Here is a 14,892-nt window from a genome sequence, read left to right on the forward strand (position 1 = left end):
CGGGAACCCCGGGAGGTGGCCTGCGGCCGCCCTCGAAGGGGTTTGTTAGGACAGTAACCTAACAAACCCACCCCGGGGGGACAAGCCTTCCCGCGGGCAGGAGATAACGTTTCGGACTCGACGTCTTCCCTCGTCATAGGCGCGCACTAAAGGTCTCGATGACACTAAGATCGAATCCGGAGGTTAAGGTACCTATGACTCGAAGTGCGGACATCGGCGTCGCCGTCTCGACGGTCATCCTCACGCTGCGCCGCGGTGACGACGGTCCGCCCGTGCTCGCGCTCCCCCTCGTCCGCCGCACCCGCGAGCCGTTCGCCGAGCGGTGGGCGCTCCCCGGCGGGTGGCTCACCCCCGAGGAGTCGCCGGTCGACGCCGCCGCCCGCACGCTCGCCGAGACGACAGGCCTCGCGCCCACCTACCTCGAACAGCTCTACGCCTTCGGCGCCGTCGACCGCTCCCCCACGCGGGTCGTCTCGATCGTGTACTGGGCGCTGCTGCGTCAGGACGACGTCGAGGCCCAGATCACCGCGCACCGGGCCTCGGGCCGCGCGCCAGAGAACGTGGAGTGGTTCGATGTCGACGATCTGCCGGCGCTCGCCTTCGATCATCACGAGATCATCGAGTACGCGCTGTGGCGCCTGCGGAACAAGGTCGGGTACAGCCGCGTGGCCCAGGGCTTCCTGCCCGCCGAGTTCACGCTCGCCGAGCTCCGGGAGGCCTACGAATCGATCCTGGGGCGCGCACTCGACCCCGCGAACTTCCGGCGGCAGGTCGAGTCCGCCGGCAACCTGACCCGCACCGACCGCTTCCGGACGGGCAGTCACCGCCCGGCCCGCCTGTACCGCGACGACACCGATCTCGAGCTGGCCGACCGCGGTCCGCTCCGCCCGGAGGAAACGAGAACCCGATGAGCACCACCTTCGTCCCGATGCCCGCCGTCCCGTCGTCGGATCCGTCCGTCGACCACGCCATCCAGGCCATCGTCGGCGGGGTCTCCACCGACACCACCTGCACGACCGACCTCGCCGTCGGCCCCTGGGACTTCGACACACGTCCCGGCTACGGCCCCGGCTCCTCCATGGGCGATGTCATCCCCACCGGGGCTCCCCGGCAGGGAGAGCTCCCCGCGGCCTACCGCGAGGCCGGCGAGGCGGAGCTCCACCGACGCATCGAGGCGGCGAAAGCCGCGCTCGGAGATCGCGTGGTGATCCTCGGGCACTTCTATCAGCGCGAGGAGGTCGTGACGCACGCCGACGAGGTGGGCGATTCGTTCCAGCTCGCCACCGCCGCCACGATGCGGCCGGACGCGGAGGCGATCGTCTTCTGCGGCGTGCACTTCATGGCCGAGACCGCCGACCTCCTCTCGCGTCCCGACCAGGCGGTGATCCTGCCGAACCTCGCCGCAGGGTGCTCGATGGCGGATATGGCCGACATCGACCAGGTGGAGGAGTGCTGGGAGCAGCTCGCCGATGTGCTGGGAGACCTCGACACCCCGGACGCCGACGGCCGCGTGCCGGTGATCCCCGTCACCTACATGAACTCCTCGGCGGCGATCAAGGGCTTCGTCGGGCGACACGGCGGCATCGTGTGCACCTCGTCCAACGCCGCCACGGTGCTGGAGTGGGCGTTCGCCCGCGGCCGCCGCGTGCTCTTCTTCCCCGACCAGCACCTCGGCCGGAACACCGCGAAGGCCATGGGGGTGCCCCTCGACCGGATGCCGATGTGGAACCCGCGGCGAGCGCTCGGCGGCTCCACCGCGGAGGAGCTCGTCGACGCGCAGGTGATCCTCTGGCACGGCTTCTGCTCCGTGCACCGGCGCTTCACCGTGGCGCAGATCGACCAGGCCCGCGCGGAGCACCCGGGGGTCCGCGTGATCGTGCACCCGGAGTGCCCGATGGAGGTCGTCGACGCGGCCGACGAGGCCGGTTCCACGGAGTACATCCGCCGCGCCATCGCCGAGGCTACGGAGCCGACGACGTTCGCGGTGGGGACCGAGATCAACCTCGTGCGCCGCCTGGCCGCACAGTACCCGCAGCACCGGATCTTCTGCCTCGACCCGGTCGTGTGCCCGTGCTCCACCATGTACCGCATCCATCCGGGCTACCTCGCGTGGGTCCTGGAGGAGCTGGTCGCCGGACGCACACCGAACCGCATCACGGTCTCCCCCGATGTCGCCGATCCGGCTCGCCTCGCGCTCGAGCGGATGCTGGCCGCCAAGCCGCCGGTGGCCGCCGGGGCACGATGAACGTCGTCGTCGTCGGCTCCGGTATCGCCGGGCTCACCGCCGCGCTGCACGCTCACGAGGCCGGGCACACGGTGACCGTCGTGACGAAGGGCGACCTCGGGGGTGGATGCACGCCTCTCGCCCAGGGTGGCGTGGCCGGGAGCTACGGGCCCGGCGACAGCGCGGACGCCCATGCCGCCGACACGATCCGCGCCGGAGGGGGTCTGTGCGATCCGGCCGCGGTCGACGCGCTCGTGGCGGACGGCGCGGCCCGGATCGCCGAGCTCCTCGCCCGCGGCGTCACCTTCGACCGGACTCCGGGCGGAGCACTCGCCCGCGGGCGCGAGGCGGCGCACACCCATGCCCGCATCCTGCACGCCGGAGGCGACGCCACCGGAGCCGCGATCTCCGCGGCGCTGTGCGCAGCGGTGCGTCGCGGGCCCATCGCCGTCTGCGAGGGGACGATGCTCCTCGACCTCGTCGTCGAGGAGGGACGGGTCCGCGGGATCACGGTCCTCCGCGAGGGCGACACGACCGAGCTCCGCGCCGACGCCGTGATCCTCGCGACGGGCGGGGCGGGGCAGCTCTACGCGCACACGACCAATCCGCCGGAGGCGACGGGCGACGGCATCGCCGCGGCCCTGCGCGCCGGCGCCGCCGTCGCCGACCTGGAGTTCGTGCAGTTCCACCCGACCGCGCTTCCCGGCAGCCCCGTCTTCCTCCTCTCCGAAGCCGTCCGCGGCGAGGGCGCCGTGCTCCGCGACCAGGACGGGCGACGGTTCGTGTTCGACAGCCATCCCGACGGGGAGCTCGCGCCGAGGGATGTCGTCGCGCGGGCCATCGCCCGGCAGGCCGCCCGGCAGGGGGTGCCCGTGCACCTCGATGCGACGGCGCTGGGGGCGGACGCGCTCGCCCGCCGCTTCCCGACCATCGACAGGGTGACGCGCGCTCGCGGTTTCGACTGGTCCACGGAGCCCGTGCCGGTGACCCCCGCCGCGCATTACCTCATGGGCGGCATCGTCACCGATCGGCACGGACGGAGCACGATCCCGGGGCTGTACGCCGTCGGTGAGACCGCCCGCACCGGGGTGCACGGGGCGAACCGGCTCGCCTCCAACTCGCTCCTCGAAGGCGCCGTGTTCGGGGCCAGGGCCGCCGCCGCGCTGGACGGACCGTGGCCTCCCGTGGTCGACCGCCTCCCCTCCCCGCCGGCGACGACCAGGGAAGACGCCCTTGCGCCACCGGAGCCCCTTCCCCCGTTCGACCGCGCGGCGCTGCAGCGGCTGCTGTGGGACGAGGTCGGTCTGCACCGGACGGGCTCCGGACTGCAGCGCACCCTCGGGACGGTGTGCGCGTGGGCCGTCGGGATGCCACCCGCGTCCGACGTCCGCTCGCACGAGGACAGGAACCTGCTGCGGGTCGCCGAGGCCGCCATCCGCGCCGCCCTGGCCCGCCCCGTCTCGGTCGGCGCCCACCACCGCGACGACCACGCCCCCGCCGCGCCGACCGCGGCACACGCACCGATCCTGGAGACCGCCTGATGCTCACCCGCGCCACCCTGCACCGCGTCGTCGGAGCCGCGCTGGAGGAGGACGCCCCCTGGGGCGACCTCACCAGCACCACCCTGCTCCCCGCGGAGACGACGGCCACGGCCGACCTCGTCGCCCGCGAGGACGGGGTCTTCAGCGGCGGCGAGGCCTTCGCCACCGCGTTCCTCCTCACCGATCCCGACGTCACGGTCGACCTGCACGTGGGCGACGGCGACGCCTTCACCGCCTCCGACGTGCTGGCCACCGTGACCGGACCGGCGCGCGCGGTCCTCACCGCCGAGCGCGTCGCCCTGAACCTCGTGCAGCGGATGTCGGGCATCGCGACCCTCACCGCCGCCTACGTCCGCGAAGTCGAGGGAACGCGGGCGCGCATCGCCGACACCCGCAAGACCACGCCAGGACTGCGGGCGTTCGAGCGGCACGCCGTGGTGTCCGGCGGCGGCCGGAACCACCGGTACTCCCTCTCCGACGCGGTCATGGCGAAGGACAACCACCTCGCGGTGCTCCAGCGGTCCGGGCTCGACCTCGCGACGGCTCTTCGCGAGGCGCTCTCTCGGCTGCCGCACACCGCCCACGTCGTCGTCGAGGTCGACCGTCTCGACCAGATCCCGGCGGTGCTCGACGGCGGTGCCCACACGGTGCTGCTGGACAACTTCTCCCTCGACGACCTGCGCGCCGGGGTGGCCCTCATCGGCGAGCGCGCCACCGTGGAGGCCTCGGGCGGCGTCGACCTGACCACCGTCCGCGCCATCGCCGAGACCGGGGTGGATGTGATCTCGGTCGGAGCCCTCACGCACTCCGCGCGGGCGCTGGATCTCGGACTCGACCTCCGGATCGACTGAGTCCGTGCTGTACCTCGATCACGCCGCGACCTCGCCGGTACGCCCCGAGGTGCGAGCGGCCATGGAGCCCTACCTCACCGCGGTGTTCGGCAACCCCGCCAGCCACCACACCGCGGGCGAGACGGCGGCGCGGGCGCTGGAGGACGCCCGCACCAGGGTCGCCCGCGTCTTCGGGGCGCGGGTGGGCGACGTCGTCTTCACCGGCGGCGGCACGGAGGCGAACAACCTCGCCGTGAAGGGGATCACGCTGGCAGCGCTCGCCTCCGGGCGGCGGCGCGTGGTGGTGTCGCCCATCGAGCACGAGTCGATCCGGGAGTCGGCAGCGTACCTCGCCCGGTTCCACGGGGTGACGGTCGCGATGCCCGCGGTGGACGGGACCGGGCGGATCGGGCCGGACGCCCTCGACACGGTGCTCACCGACGACACGGCCGTCGTGTCCGTCGGACACGCGAACAACGAGATCGGCACCGTCCAGGACATCCCCGCGCTCCGCGAGGTCGTCCGCGCCCGCCGCGTGCCCCTCCACGTCGACGCCGTGCAGTCGGCCGGCTGGCTGCCCCTGCACGATCTGGATGCCGACGCCGTGTCGATCGCCGGGCACAAGCTCGGCGCTCCCAAGGGCACCGGGGCGCTCGTCGTCCGCGGACGCCTCCCTCTGGAGCCGCTCCTGCACGGTGGCGGCCAGGAGCGCGGACGGCGGTCCGGCACGGTGGACGTCGCCGGAGCGGTCGGCCTGGCGACGGCGCTCGAGCTCGCGGAGCACGAGCGCGCGGCCGCTGCGGCCCGAGCGGCAGAGGCCACGGCGCGATTCATCGCCGAGGTGACCCGGCGGGTGCCCGACGCGACGCTGACCGGGCATCCCGCGCATCGGCTCCCCGCGACGGCGAGCTTCACGATCGCGGGTGTGAGCGGCGAGGCGGTGCTGTTGGAGCTGGAGCGCCGCGGGGTGATCTCGTCCAGCGGCTCCGCCTGCGCGGCCGGCAGCGACGAGCCCTCCCCCGTGCTGCTCGCCTGCGGCATCACCCCGGAGGTCGCCCAGACGGCCGTGCGGTTCACCTTCGGGCGCACGGCGCTCCCGGCGGACGCTCCCGAGCGCCTCGCCGCACTGGTCGCGGAGGCGGTCGCCGCGGTCCGCGGCTGACGGACGGCTCTAGACTCGGCGGAGTGACCGCCCCCACCCCGATCGTGACGCTGATCGTGCCAGGACGCGACATCGCCGCGTTCGCCCCCGCCGCTCTCGACTCCCTCCGCGCGCAGACGGACGAGCGGTGGCGTGCCATCCTCATCGACGACGGCTCCACCGACGACACGGGAGCGATCTTCGCCGACGGCGCCGCGAGGGATGCCCGCTTCACCGTGGTGCGGCATGAGGTCTCCGTCGGGCTCGGCGCCGCGCGCAATGTCGGCCTCGCACGGGTCGACACGCCCTTCACGGGCTTCCTCGACGCGGATGACGAGCTGATGCCGGACGCGCTGGCGACCCTCGTGGGCACGCTCGAGCGCACGGAGAGCGACTTCGCCGCCGGCGCCTACGTGCGGCTGCGTCCCCAGGGGCGAGGATACGTGCCCGGCCGCGTGCAGCCGTGGGTGGCCGCGGCGACCTCTCCGGCCCGCCTCGGCACCACTCTGGCGGAGCACCCGCAGGCCGTGTCGAACATCGTCGCGTGGTCCAAGGTGAGCCGCACGGAGATGTGGTCCGACCTGCGGTTCCCCGAAGGGGTGGCCTACGAGGACCAGGTCGTCGCGCAGACGATGTACGCCCGGGCACGCGCCTTCGACGTGCTGCCGGACGTCGTGGTGCGCTGGCGCGTCCGAGCGGACGGCACCTCGATCACCCAGAGCAAGGCGCAGCTCCCCGTGCTCCGCGACTACCTCGCCGCGCTCCGCAGCGGCATCCGCGTGCTGCAGGAGGCGGGCGCACACGCCGCCGTGACCGCCCGGCTCGACCTCATCCTCGCGATGGACGTCGCTCCGCTCCGGGAGATCGCGGACACCCATCCCGATCCCGCCTACGCGGCGGAGGTCTCCGCGTTCCTGGCCGAGCTGCGTGCCCTTCCCGAGTTCGCCGACGCCCGCCCCGACCCCACCCTCGCCGCCGCCCTCGCGTGGTGAGCCCCGCCGGAAGGACCCCCGCATGACCGACTACCTCTCCTCGCTCTTCGCGCTCGACGGCCGCACCGCGGTCGTGACCGGCGGCAGCTCGGGCATAGGCCGCGGCATCGCGACGGCGCTCGCCCGGGCCGGCGCGGCCACGGTGATCGTCGCCCGCGGCGCGGAGCGCATCGCCGAGACCGTCGAGGAGCTGAACGCGCAGGGGTGCCGGGCCGCGGGCGTGGTCGGCGATCTGAGCACGCGCGAAGGCATCCATGCGGTCGCGGAGGCCGCGGCCGTCCCCTTCGGCGAGCCGGACATCCTCGTCAACTCCGCCGGCATCAACATCCGTCCGCCCTACGCCGAGATCACCGAGGCGGATTGGGACGCGACGATGACCGTCAATGCGCTCGCCCCGTTCCTCCTCGGTCAGCGCTGGGCGCAGGGCATGGCGGCGCGCGGGTTCGGGCGACTCATCCACATCAGCTCCCAGCAGGCGCACCGCGCGTTCGTGGGCAGCGGGGTGTACGGCGCCTCCAAGGGCGCGGTCGAGTCGCTCATGCGCTCGGAGGCCGAGGCCTGGGGCGGCACCGGTGTGACGAGCAACTCCCTCGTCCCCGGATTCGTCCTCACACCCCTGAACGCCCGCCTGCAGGAGGATCCCGCGACGATCGCGGCCCTCGCGGCCCGGACGATGATCGGACGCAACGGTCTTCCCGAGGACTTCGCCGCGGCAGCGGTCTTCCTCGCCGGTCCGGGTTCGGCCTACGTCACCGGCCAGTCGCTGTTCATCGACGGCGGGCTCTCCGTGCACTGACCCTCGCGGTCGTCACCCGTCGGTCGGGCGCGGCCGGGCGTCGGTGCTCGATGCCGTCGGCAGCGGGACGCCCGTCGTCAGCGCCACGACGGCATCGGCGGCGGCGGAATCCTCCGGCTCGCGATCCGCACGGCGCGCGGCGAGGCCGGCCTCGACGCCCTCCTCGACACCGCCCCGGATCGCCGCCTCCTCCTCGGCCTCCGCTTCGATCTCCGCGTCGAGCACGCGCGACGCGGCCACCTGCTGCGCCGCCAGCTCGGCGTAGAGGCCGCCCTGCGCGAGCAGCTCGGCGTGGGTGCCGGATTCCACGATGCGCCCGGCCTCCAGCACATGGATGACGTCCGCCCCCATGACCGTCGACAGGCGGTGCGCGATCGACAGGGTCGTGCGCCCCTTGGCCGCCTCGTCGAGGGCCTCCTGCACCACGCGCTCGGACACGGTGTCCAGGGCGGAGGTCGCCTCGTCGAGCAGGAGCACCGGCGGGTCCTTCAGCAGCACACGGGCGATCGCGATGCGCTGCTTCTCGCCACCGGAGAGCCGGTACCCGCGCTCCCCCACGACCGTGTCGTAGCCCTTCTCGAAGCCCGCGATGATGTGGTGGATGTTGGCCGCGGTGCAGGCGGCGACCAGCTCCTCGTCCGTCGCGTCGGGCTTCGCGTAGCGGAGGTTCTCCCGGATGGTCGCGTGGAACAGGTAGGTCTCCTGAGAGACGATGCCCACGTCGTCGATGATCGACTCCTGCGTGAGGGTGCGCACGTCGGCCCCCGCGAACAGCACCGCGCCGCCCTTGGCCTCGTACAGGCGCGGTGCGAGGTACAGGATCGTCGTCTTGCCCGCGCCGGAGGGGCCGACGAAGGCGACGTGCTGCCCGGGCTCGGCCACGAAGGAGACCCCGTGCAGGGTGGGACGCGAGTCGGCCGCGGCATCCGGATACCGGAACACGACGTCCTGGAACTCGATGCGTCCACGCGGCCCGGGGGCCTGGGCCACGGCGATCGCATCGGGGGCGTCGGTGATCTCGGGCACGAGGTCCAGGTACTCGAAGATGCGGGCGAACAGCGCCGACGAGGTCTGCAGATCGAGCGAGACCCGCATGAGACCCATGAGCGGCATGAGCAGCCGCGCCTGGACCGTCGTGAAGGCCACGATCGTCCCCGCGGTGATCGCTCCCGTGCCGCCCGCGATGAGGTATCCGGAGACGAGGTAGATGACGGCGGGGACGCTCGCCATGATGACCTGGACGACCGCGAAGAAGCCCTGACCGCTCATGGCCCGCCGCACCTGGAGGCGCACCTGGTTGCGGTTCTCCTGCTGATAGCGCTCGGACTCGGTGCGCTGGCGGTTGAACGCCTTGGACAGCAGCATGCCCGAGACGCTCAGGGTCTCCTGGGTGATGGAGGTCAGCTCGGACAGCGACTCCTGGGTCTCCCCCGCGATGCGGGCGCGCACCTGTCCCACGCGTCGCTGCACGAGCACGAGGAACGGCATGAGCACGACGGCGATGAGGGTGAGGCGCCAGTCGATGAGGATCATCGCGACGAGTGAGGCGATCACCGTGACCGCGTTGCCGAGGATGCTGGTGACCGTGTTCGTCAGCACGCCCGAGACGCCGCCGACGTCGTTCTGCAGCCGGGACTGGATCACGCCGGTCTTCGTGCGGGTGAAGAAGCCGAGCTCCATGGCCTGCAGGTGCTCGAACAGCCGCACCCGGAGATCGCCCGTGACGCTGTTGCCGACCGTGGCCGTGAGCCAGGTCTGTGCGACGCCGAGGACCGCCGAGAAGAGGAAGAGGCCGACCATCGCGCCGACGAGCACGCCGAGCAGCGAGAGGTGGGGGCCGCCGCCGTCGACGGGGAACAGCGCGTCGTCGAAGATGCGCTGCACGAGGAGCGGCGGGATGACCGCGATGCCCGCGCCGAGCACCACGAGGACACCGGTGAAGAGGATGCGCCACCGGTAGGCGCTGAACAGGGCGACGACCCGGGTGCCGAGTCCGTCGATCTTCGGAGCCTCCGCGTTGAGCCGACGCTGGGCGTCCTCGTCCACGCCGCGGAAACCGCCCCGCGGACCACCGCCCATCCCGCCCATGCTCATGGCGCCAGCGTACTCACCCCCCAGGACACCGGCTCCGCTGTCTCGGCGTTCAGCGATATCCCAGATTTCGGAATGAAATGTCCGTCCGACCCGTTACGCTGAGTGATTCTCGCGAACTCTCGCACCTTCCTCTTCTCTCCGATGCCCTGGAGGCCGCCCATGTCTGCCGTCGATACCGGCTCCATCACGACGCCCCCCGCATCGAGCGGGGGCATCCCCCGCAAGGACATGCGGGTCATCTGGCTGCTGCTCGTCGCCGCCTTCGTCGCCATCCTCAACGAGACGACGATGGGCATCGCGATCCCGCACCTGAACACCGATCTCGGCATCCCGCCCGAGCTCGGGCAGTGGCTGACGAGCGCGTTCATGCTCACGATGGCGGTGGTCATCCCGACCACCGGCTTCATCCTGCAGCGCTTCACGACGCGACAGGTCTTCATCGCCGCGATGACGGCCTTCTCGCTCGGCACGCTCGTGGCGCTCGTCGCGCCCGGGTTCTCCGTGCTGCTCGTGGGTCGCGTGATCCAGGCCGCCGGCACCGGCATCATGATGCCGCTGCTGATGACGACGATCATGAACGTCGTGCCCGCGCAGTCGCGCGGCCGCATGATGGGCCGCGTCGGCCTCGTCATCTCGCTCGCGCCCGCCATCGGCCCGACGCTCGCGGGCGCCGTGCTGGACGCGTTCAACTGGCGCGCGCTGTTCGCGATCGTGCTGCCCATCGCCCTGATCTCGCTCGGCATGGGCGCGAAGTGGATGACGAACCTCGGCGAGACCCGCAAGGCTCCGCTCGACGTGCTGTCCATCCCGCTCGCGGCGCTCGGTTTCGGCGGCATCGTCTTCGGCCTCAGCCAGTTCGGCGGCGAAGGCGGTGCGGGCGGCACGACCGGCGTCATCGCCCTGGTCGTCGGCGCCGTCTCGCTCGCCCTCTTCGTCTGGCGCCAGCTCGTGCTGCAGCGGGTGGACGACGCGCTGCTCGACCTGCGCGTGTTCCGTTCGGCGAACTTCTCGCTGGCCGTCATCATCATGACGATCCTGGCGCTGTCGATGTTCGGCACGCTCACGCTGCTGCCGCAGTACCTGCAGAACGTCGCCGGACTCAGCGCTCTGGAGTCGGGCCTCATCCTGCTCCCCGGTTCGGTGCTGATGGGTCTCCTCGGACCGATCATGGGTCGCGTGTACGACGCGAAGGGCACCCGACCGCTGCTCATCCCCGGGACGATCCTCGTCTCGGCGTCGCTCTTCTTCTACTCGACGGTCGGCGAGCACACCGTGTGGTGGCTGCTGATCATCGTGCAGGCGGCCATGTCGGTCGGCCTCGCGATGTCGTTCACGCCCCTCTTCTCCTCGTCGCTGGGGTCGCTGCACCGTTCGCTGTACTCGCACGGCTCGGCCGTGCTGAACACGCTGCAGCAGGTCGGCGGCGCGGCCGGCGTCGCGCTGCTCACGGTCACGTACTCGGCCATCCTGCACGCCGGCGAGGACGAGGGCCTGTCGCGGGCGGTGGCGGGTGCTCCCGGTGCGCGGACGGCGTTCCTCATCGCGGCGATCATCTCGCTCGCCGCGGTCGCGCTCAGCCCGCTGGTGCGCAAGCCCGCCGACGACATCGGCGACGCGGCGCACGGCGGTCACTGACCGCGCAGAGACACCGACGGCGTCTGCTGCTCACCGCTCCTTCGGGGCGGGGATGTGGCAGACGCCGTTGCTGCAGTAGCCGGCGGCACCGCCGTCGAGCAGCTCGATCGCGCCCGGCAGCGGCTGCAGCCCGAGCGGCGCGTCCTGCCCGGTGCTCTCCTGCTTCGATTCGGTCATCCCTCGATCGTACGCCTGCCAGGAGCACCGGGCGCCGCACGCTCTTCTCTGGGAGGCGACAGCGGCGTATCGTTCCCGGCGGGGGGTGCACGCCCTCGCCGCGCGCCCCGGAGCCGAGGAGGCGCCATGATCATCCACCCGCCCGAACGGGCCACCGCGACCGGGCATGTCGCGGCGATGTACGAGAGCGACCTCGCCGACGACGGGATCGTGTTCGCACACACCCGGGCCATGGCCGTGAACCCCGAAGCCCACGCCGCCTTCGAGGCGCTCGTCCGCGCGGTCGTCCCGTCGATCGGCGTGGGAGTCTACGAAGCCGCGACCCTCGGTGCGGCGCGGGCCCTCGGTTCCGCGCACTGTCTGCTCGCCCACGGCCGCCGCTCCCTCCGCGCCGGAGTCGTCGACGAGGCGGGACTCGCCGCCTTCGCCGCCGGAGACGACCGCGGTTTCACGGAGCAGGAGCAGGTCGTGATCCGCTTCGCCGCACGCCTGTCGACGGATCCGTCGGCGATGACCGATGCGGACACGCAGGAGCTGCGCGAGGCGGGGTTCAGCGACCGGCAGATAGTGGACATCACCCTGGCGGCGGCGGCGCGCAACTACTTCAGCAGGGCATTGCTCGCGCTGGCCGTCCCCGTCGAGGAGGTCTCCGGGCTGGACCCCACTCTCGCCGCGGCGCTCACGCACGCCTCCGCGGCCGAGCCGCCAGGTGATCGATAGGCCGCTCCCCTTAATCTGGACGGATGCTCCGACGATTCCTCGCCCGCGTGTACTGGGCCGTCAGCCGGTGGACCCTCGTCGCCGACGCCGCCCCCACGCGGCCGACCGTCCTGATCGGCGCCCCGCACACCTCGAACTGGGACTTCGTGCTCATGCTCGCGATCGCCTGGCGGCTGGGCATCGAGGTGCACTGGCTGGGCAAGAAGAGCCTGTTCCGCGGCTGGCGCGGCCCGATCATGCGCGGCCTCGGCGGCATCGCCGTCGACCGGGCGGATCCGGCACGCATCGTCGGCGAGGTCGTGGACCAAGTGCACGCCGGGTCCGTGTTCGGCCTCGTCGTCACCCCCGACGGCACCCGCGGCGGCAACGAGTACTGGAAGAGCGGCTTCTACCGGATCGCGCGTGCCACCGGCATGCCGGTCACCCTCGGCTTCGTCGACCGCCACACGATGACGACCGGCCTCGGGCCGACGATCGACCTCACGGGAGACGTGGCCGCCGACATGGACCGGATCCGCGCGTTCTACGCCGACAAGCACGGCGTGCGTCCGGAGCGCCGCACGGAGCCGCGGCTGCGCGAGGAGACGGCCGAGCGGCCGGAGGGCTGACGCCTCACTCCTCCGCGGGCGCGTGGTCTCGGGCGTACGCGAGGTCGTCGTCGGACAGCGACTCGATCATTCCGACCACCGCTCCGGTGATCTCCCTGATCTCCTCGCGGACGTCCTCATCGAGGTGCCGCGAGCCGCTGCCGATGACCGCTCGGCGCGCCTCGTCGGACAGCTCGGGCCACCATTCGTCGATCGGGGGCAGGGTCATCTCGGGTCCTTTCCTGAGGCGTCTCCGCCGGGCCGCGCAAGGTCCTGGACAGCGGCGGATCGTGCCCACGAGACTATCGCCATGAGAGCAGAACCCCGTGGCGCCGCGGACGAGCGCGACGACCGCGACGACGGCCGCGACGAGACCCCGAACGAGCGCGCGGACCGCAACTGGGAGGAGCTGCTGCAGGAGCTGCGGGTCATGCAGACCGGCACCCAGATCCTCACCGGATTCCTTCTGGCGGTGGCCTTCCAGCCGCGCTTCACCGACATGGACGAGTTCCAGCGCGATTTGTACGTCGTCCTCGTGGCCCTCGCCGCTCTCGCGACGATCCTCGCCCTCGCCCCCGTCGGCATCCACCGGGCCCTGTTCGGCAGCCGGCTGAAGCCCGAGCTCGTCCGGACGGCGGCGCGGCTGGTGAAGATCGACCTGTTCGTGATCGGCGCCCTCACGATCGGCGTCACGACCCTCATCATCGACTTCACGGTCAGCCGGACCGCCGGGATCATCGCGCTCGTCGCGTCCCTCGTGCTCGTGGTCGGACTGTGGATGGCGCTGCCCGGCCTGCTGCGGCGCGCCCGAGCGCGGGCGCGATCACACGACGGACCGCCGCCCCCGTCGGCGTGAGCGCGACGAGGGCGGCGGTGGGACAGCGGGTCGATCAGCGACCGGCGGGGCTGCGGTTCTCCGCGCTCACCATCCAGGCGAACTGCTCCAGCCGCTCGATGACGGCGTGCAGCAGATCGGCGGACGTCGGGTCCTCCTCGTCGACGGCGTCGTGCACGTCGCGCATGGTTCCGACCGCGGCCTCGAGGCGCGCGGTGACGAGGTCGATGGTCTCCGTCGTGGACACCTCGCCGGTCGGGAACTCCGGCAGCGTGGTCGTCTTCGCGATCGTGGCGCTGCGGCCGTCGGGGACGGCGTGCAGCGCGCGCATGCGCTCCGCGATGGTGTCGCTGAACGTCCGGGCGTCCTCGATGATCTCGTCGAGCTGACGGTGGGTGTCGCGGAAGTTCCGTCCGACGACGTTCCAATGCGCCTGCTTGCCCTGCAGCGAGAGCTCGAGCAGATCGACGAGCACGGCCTGCAGGTTCGCCGCGAGGGTCGGGGATGCCGTGAACCCCTTCTCCGCGTTCTGCTGGCGCGTGGTCTTGACGCCGGCCTTCGCCGCCCCGTCCTTGCTGCGGGAGCTGCTGGTCTTCTTGGACTTCGTGTCTGCCATGGTGTGACCTCCTGCTGTCACGGTAACTCCGCCACGCGGCCGATTCGAGGGGGTTGACACCCACCGGGCGCACCCCCGAACGTGAGGGAGGCGACACGGCCATCACGAGAGGCGGAACAGTGGGAACAGCAGCACAGGAGGATCGACCCGAGGTGGTCATCGCCCCTCTGACCGCGGCGGATGCCGGCGAGGTGCTCACGATCCAGCGGGCGGCCTTCGTGTCGGAGGCGGCGATCTACGGGAGCGTCGACATGCCGCCGTTGACCCAGACGCTCGCCGAGATGGAGGCCGAGCTCACCTCGGAGCGCGGCCTGGGTGCCCGGATCGACGGCCGCCTGGTCGGAGCCATCCGATTCGTCGAGGACGACGACCTGCTCCTGATCGGACGGATCGCGATCGCCCCCGACATGCAGGGCGAGGGCATCGGCCGGAAGCTCCTCGAGGCGGCCGAGCAGGCCTCCGACGCCCGCGAGTCCGAGCTCTTCACCGGAAGCCTCAGCGAGGCGAACATCCGGCTGTACGAGTCCTGCGGATACGAGGAGCGCGAACGGGTGCCGCAGGGCGACGGCACCGCCCAGGTCTTCCTCCGCAAGCGGCTGCGAGGTTAAGGGCAGCGCCCCCGTCGGCGCAAGGGGGTCGAGGGGATCCGGGGCGATGGGGAATCGTAGCCGGGACATGTCGCGACCGCGTCATGCCCCAACCGG

At 72.1% G+C, this 14,892-nt stretch carries 16 protein-coding genes; 12 read left to right on the forward strand and 4 right to left on the reverse strand.

Features of this window, described 5'->3' with window-relative positions; genetic code table 11:
* Positions 1-194: 194 nt before the first annotated feature.
* The 7 genes from B7W94_RS11530 to B7W94_RS11560 are packed head-to-tail and all read left to right on the forward strand — an operon-like array spanning position 195 to position 7,524.
* Positions 195-911 carry an NUDIX hydrolase gene (locus B7W94_RS11530; RefSeq protein ID WP_085606599.1) on the forward strand — a complete coding sequence of 239 codons (717 nt, stop codon included), beginning with the start codon at positions 195-197 and terminating at the stop codon, positions 909-911.
* The gene (gene nadA / locus B7W94_RS11535) at positions 908-2,245 is read left to right on the forward strand and encodes a quinolinate synthase NadA (protein WP_085606601.1); all 1,338 of its coding nucleotides are present in this window, start codon (positions 908-910) and stop codon (positions 2,243-2,245) included. Before B7W94_RS11530 ends, nadA begins: the two co-directional genes overlap by 4 nt.
* Positions 2,242-3,765: an L-aspartate oxidase gene (nadB, locus tag B7W94_RS11540; protein ID WP_085606602.1), complete on the forward strand. Its 1,524-nt coding sequence runs from the start codon at positions 2,242-2,244 to the stop codon at positions 3,763-3,765. The genes nadA and nadB overlap by 4 nt, the downstream gene beginning before the upstream one ends.
* On the forward strand, positions 3,765-4,616 hold the full coding sequence (nadC, locus tag B7W94_RS11545) for a carboxylating nicotinate-nucleotide diphosphorylase (RefSeq protein ID WP_085606604.1): 852 nt from the start codon (positions 3,765-3,767) through the stop codon (positions 4,614-4,616). Before nadB ends, nadC begins: the two co-directional genes overlap by 1 nt.
* 4 nt (positions 4,617-4,620) lie before the next feature.
* On the forward strand, positions 4,621-5,757 hold the full coding sequence (locus tag B7W94_RS11550) for a cysteine desulfurase family protein (RefSeq protein WP_085606606.1): 1,137 nt from the start codon (positions 4,621-4,623) through the stop codon (positions 5,755-5,757).
* 23 nt (positions 5,758-5,780) lie between these two features.
* On the forward strand, positions 5,781-6,728 hold the full coding sequence (locus tag B7W94_RS11555) for a glycosyltransferase family 2 protein (protein WP_085606608.1): 948 nt from the start codon (positions 5,781-5,783) through the stop codon (positions 6,726-6,728).
* A 22-nt stretch (positions 6,729-6,750) separates the two neighbouring features.
* Entirely contained in the window at positions 6,751-7,524 is a 774-nt protein-coding gene (locus B7W94_RS11560) for an SDR family NAD(P)-dependent oxidoreductase (RefSeq protein WP_085606609.1), read from the forward strand.
* Between the two features lie 12 nt (positions 7,525-7,536).
* Here the strand turns inward: B7W94_RS11560 and B7W94_RS11565 are convergent, their stop codons facing one another.
* Entirely contained in the window at positions 7,537-9,612 is a 2,076-nt protein-coding gene (locus B7W94_RS11565; RefSeq protein ID WP_085606890.1) for an ABC transporter ATP-binding protein, read from the reverse strand.
* A 165-nt stretch (positions 9,613-9,777) separates the two neighbouring features.
* Here B7W94_RS11565 and B7W94_RS11570 point away from each other — a divergent pair, with 165 nt between their 5' ends.
* Positions 9,778-11,253, forward strand: a complete 1,476-nt coding sequence (locus tag B7W94_RS11570; protein WP_025102922.1) for an MDR family MFS transporter — start codon at positions 9,778-9,780, stop codon at positions 11,251-11,253.
* 30 nt (positions 11,254-11,283) lie between these two features.
* Here B7W94_RS11570 and B7W94_RS18130 read toward each other — a convergent pair whose 3' ends face one another.
* Positions 11,284-11,430 carry a hypothetical protein gene (locus B7W94_RS18130; RefSeq protein WP_164498172.1) on the reverse strand — a complete coding sequence of 49 codons (147 nt, stop codon included), beginning with the start codon at positions 11,428-11,430 and terminating at the stop codon, positions 11,284-11,286.
* A 126-nt stretch (positions 11,431-11,556) separates the two neighbouring features.
* Here B7W94_RS18130 and B7W94_RS11575 point away from each other — a divergent pair, with 126 nt between their 5' ends.
* Together B7W94_RS11575 and B7W94_RS11580 are read left to right on the forward strand one after the other, a co-directional pair.
* Complete coding sequence (locus tag B7W94_RS11575) at positions 11,557-12,150, forward strand: carboxymuconolactone decarboxylase family protein (protein WP_085606611.1); 594 nt, start codon at positions 11,557-11,559, stop codon at positions 12,148-12,150.
* A 23-nt stretch (positions 12,151-12,173) separates the two neighbouring features.
* On the forward strand, positions 12,174-12,758 hold the full coding sequence (locus B7W94_RS11580) for a 1-acyl-sn-glycerol-3-phosphate acyltransferase (protein ID WP_085606613.1): 585 nt from the start codon (positions 12,174-12,176) through the stop codon (positions 12,756-12,758).
* Positions 12,759-12,762: 4 nt separating this feature from the next.
* Here the strand turns inward: B7W94_RS11580 and B7W94_RS11585 are convergent, their stop codons facing one another.
* Positions 12,763-12,966, reverse strand: a complete 204-nt coding sequence (locus tag B7W94_RS11585; protein WP_025102919.1) for a hypothetical protein — start codon at positions 12,964-12,966, stop codon at positions 12,763-12,765.
* Positions 12,967-13,047: 81 nt separating this feature from the next.
* On the opposite strand from B7W94_RS11585, the gene B7W94_RS11590 reads away from it, so the two are divergent.
* Positions 13,048-13,593: a DUF6328 family protein gene (locus B7W94_RS11590; RefSeq protein ID WP_085606615.1), complete on the forward strand. Its 546-nt coding sequence runs from the start codon at positions 13,048-13,050 to the stop codon at positions 13,591-13,593.
* 34 nt (positions 13,594-13,627) lie between these two features.
* On the opposite strand, the gene B7W94_RS11595 is transcribed toward B7W94_RS11590, so the two are convergent.
* Positions 13,628-14,188, reverse strand: coding sequence for a Dps family protein (locus B7W94_RS11595; RefSeq protein WP_085606617.1), 561 nt, complete (start codon positions 14,186-14,188; stop codon positions 13,628-13,630).
* A gap of 152 nt (positions 14,189-14,340) precedes the next feature.
* On the opposite strand from B7W94_RS11595, the gene B7W94_RS11600 reads away from it, so the two are divergent.
* The gene (locus tag B7W94_RS11600) at positions 14,341-14,796 is read left to right on the forward strand and encodes a GNAT family N-acetyltransferase (protein ID WP_025102916.1); all 456 of its coding nucleotides are present in this window, start codon (positions 14,341-14,343) and stop codon (positions 14,794-14,796) included.
* The last annotated feature ends 96 nt before the right edge of the window (positions 14,797-14,892 follow it).

This window comes from Microbacterium sp. LEMMJ01, from assembly GCF_002114135.1.
In the GTDB taxonomy this organism is placed as follows: Bacteria; Actinomycetota; Actinomycetes; order Actinomycetales; family Microbacteriaceae; genus Microbacterium.

What these genes read in the sequence shown, in the direction of transcription:
- B7W94_RS11570 (WP_025102922.1), top strand. Translation starts at nt 9,778, where the DNA reads ATGTCTGCCGTCGATACCGGCTCCATCACGACGCCCCCCGCATCGAGC.
- B7W94_RS11560 (WP_085606609.1), top strand. Translation starts at nt 6,751, where the DNA reads ATGACCGACTACCTCTCCTCGCTCTTCGCGCTCGACGGCCGCACCGCG.
- B7W94_RS18130 (WP_164498172.1), bottom strand. Translation starts at nt 11,430, where the DNA reads ATGACCGAATCGAAGCAGGAGAGCACCGGGCAGGACGCGCCGCTCGGG.
- B7W94_RS11590 (WP_085606615.1), top strand. Translation starts at nt 13,048, where the DNA reads ATGAGAGCAGAACCCCGTGGCGCCGCGGACGAGCGCGACGACCGCGAC.
- B7W94_RS11585 (WP_025102919.1), bottom strand. Translation starts at nt 12,966, where the DNA reads ATGACCCTGCCCCCGATCGACGAATGGTGGCCCGAGCTGTCCGACGAG.
- B7W94_RS11575 (WP_085606611.1), top strand. Translation starts at nt 11,557, where the DNA reads ATGATCATCCACCCGCCCGAACGGGCCACCGCGACCGGGCATGTCGCG.
- B7W94_RS11530 (WP_085606599.1), top strand. Translation starts at nt 195, where the DNA reads ATGACTCGAAGTGCGGACATCGGCGTCGCCGTCTCGACGGTCATCCTC.
- B7W94_RS11595 (WP_085606617.1), bottom strand. Translation starts at nt 14,188, where the DNA reads ATGGCAGACACGAAGTCCAAGAAGACCAGCAGCTCCCGCAGCAAGGAC.
- B7W94_RS11580 (WP_085606613.1), top strand. Translation starts at nt 12,174, where the DNA reads ATGCTCCGACGATTCCTCGCCCGCGTGTACTGGGCCGTCAGCCGGTGG.
- nadB (WP_085606602.1), top strand. Translation starts at nt 2,242, where the DNA reads ATGAACGTCGTCGTCGTCGGCTCCGGTATCGCCGGGCTCACCGCCGCG.
- nadA (WP_085606601.1), top strand. Translation starts at nt 908, where the DNA reads ATGAGCACCACCTTCGTCCCGATGCCCGCCGTCCCGTCGTCGGATCCG.
- nadC (WP_085606604.1), top strand. Translation starts at nt 3,765, where the DNA reads ATGCTCACCCGCGCCACCCTGCACCGCGTCGTCGGAGCCGCGCTGGAG.
- B7W94_RS11565 (WP_085606890.1), bottom strand. Translation starts at nt 9,612, where the DNA reads ATGGGCGGGATGGGCGGTGGTCCGCGGGGCGGTTTCCGCGGCGTGGAC.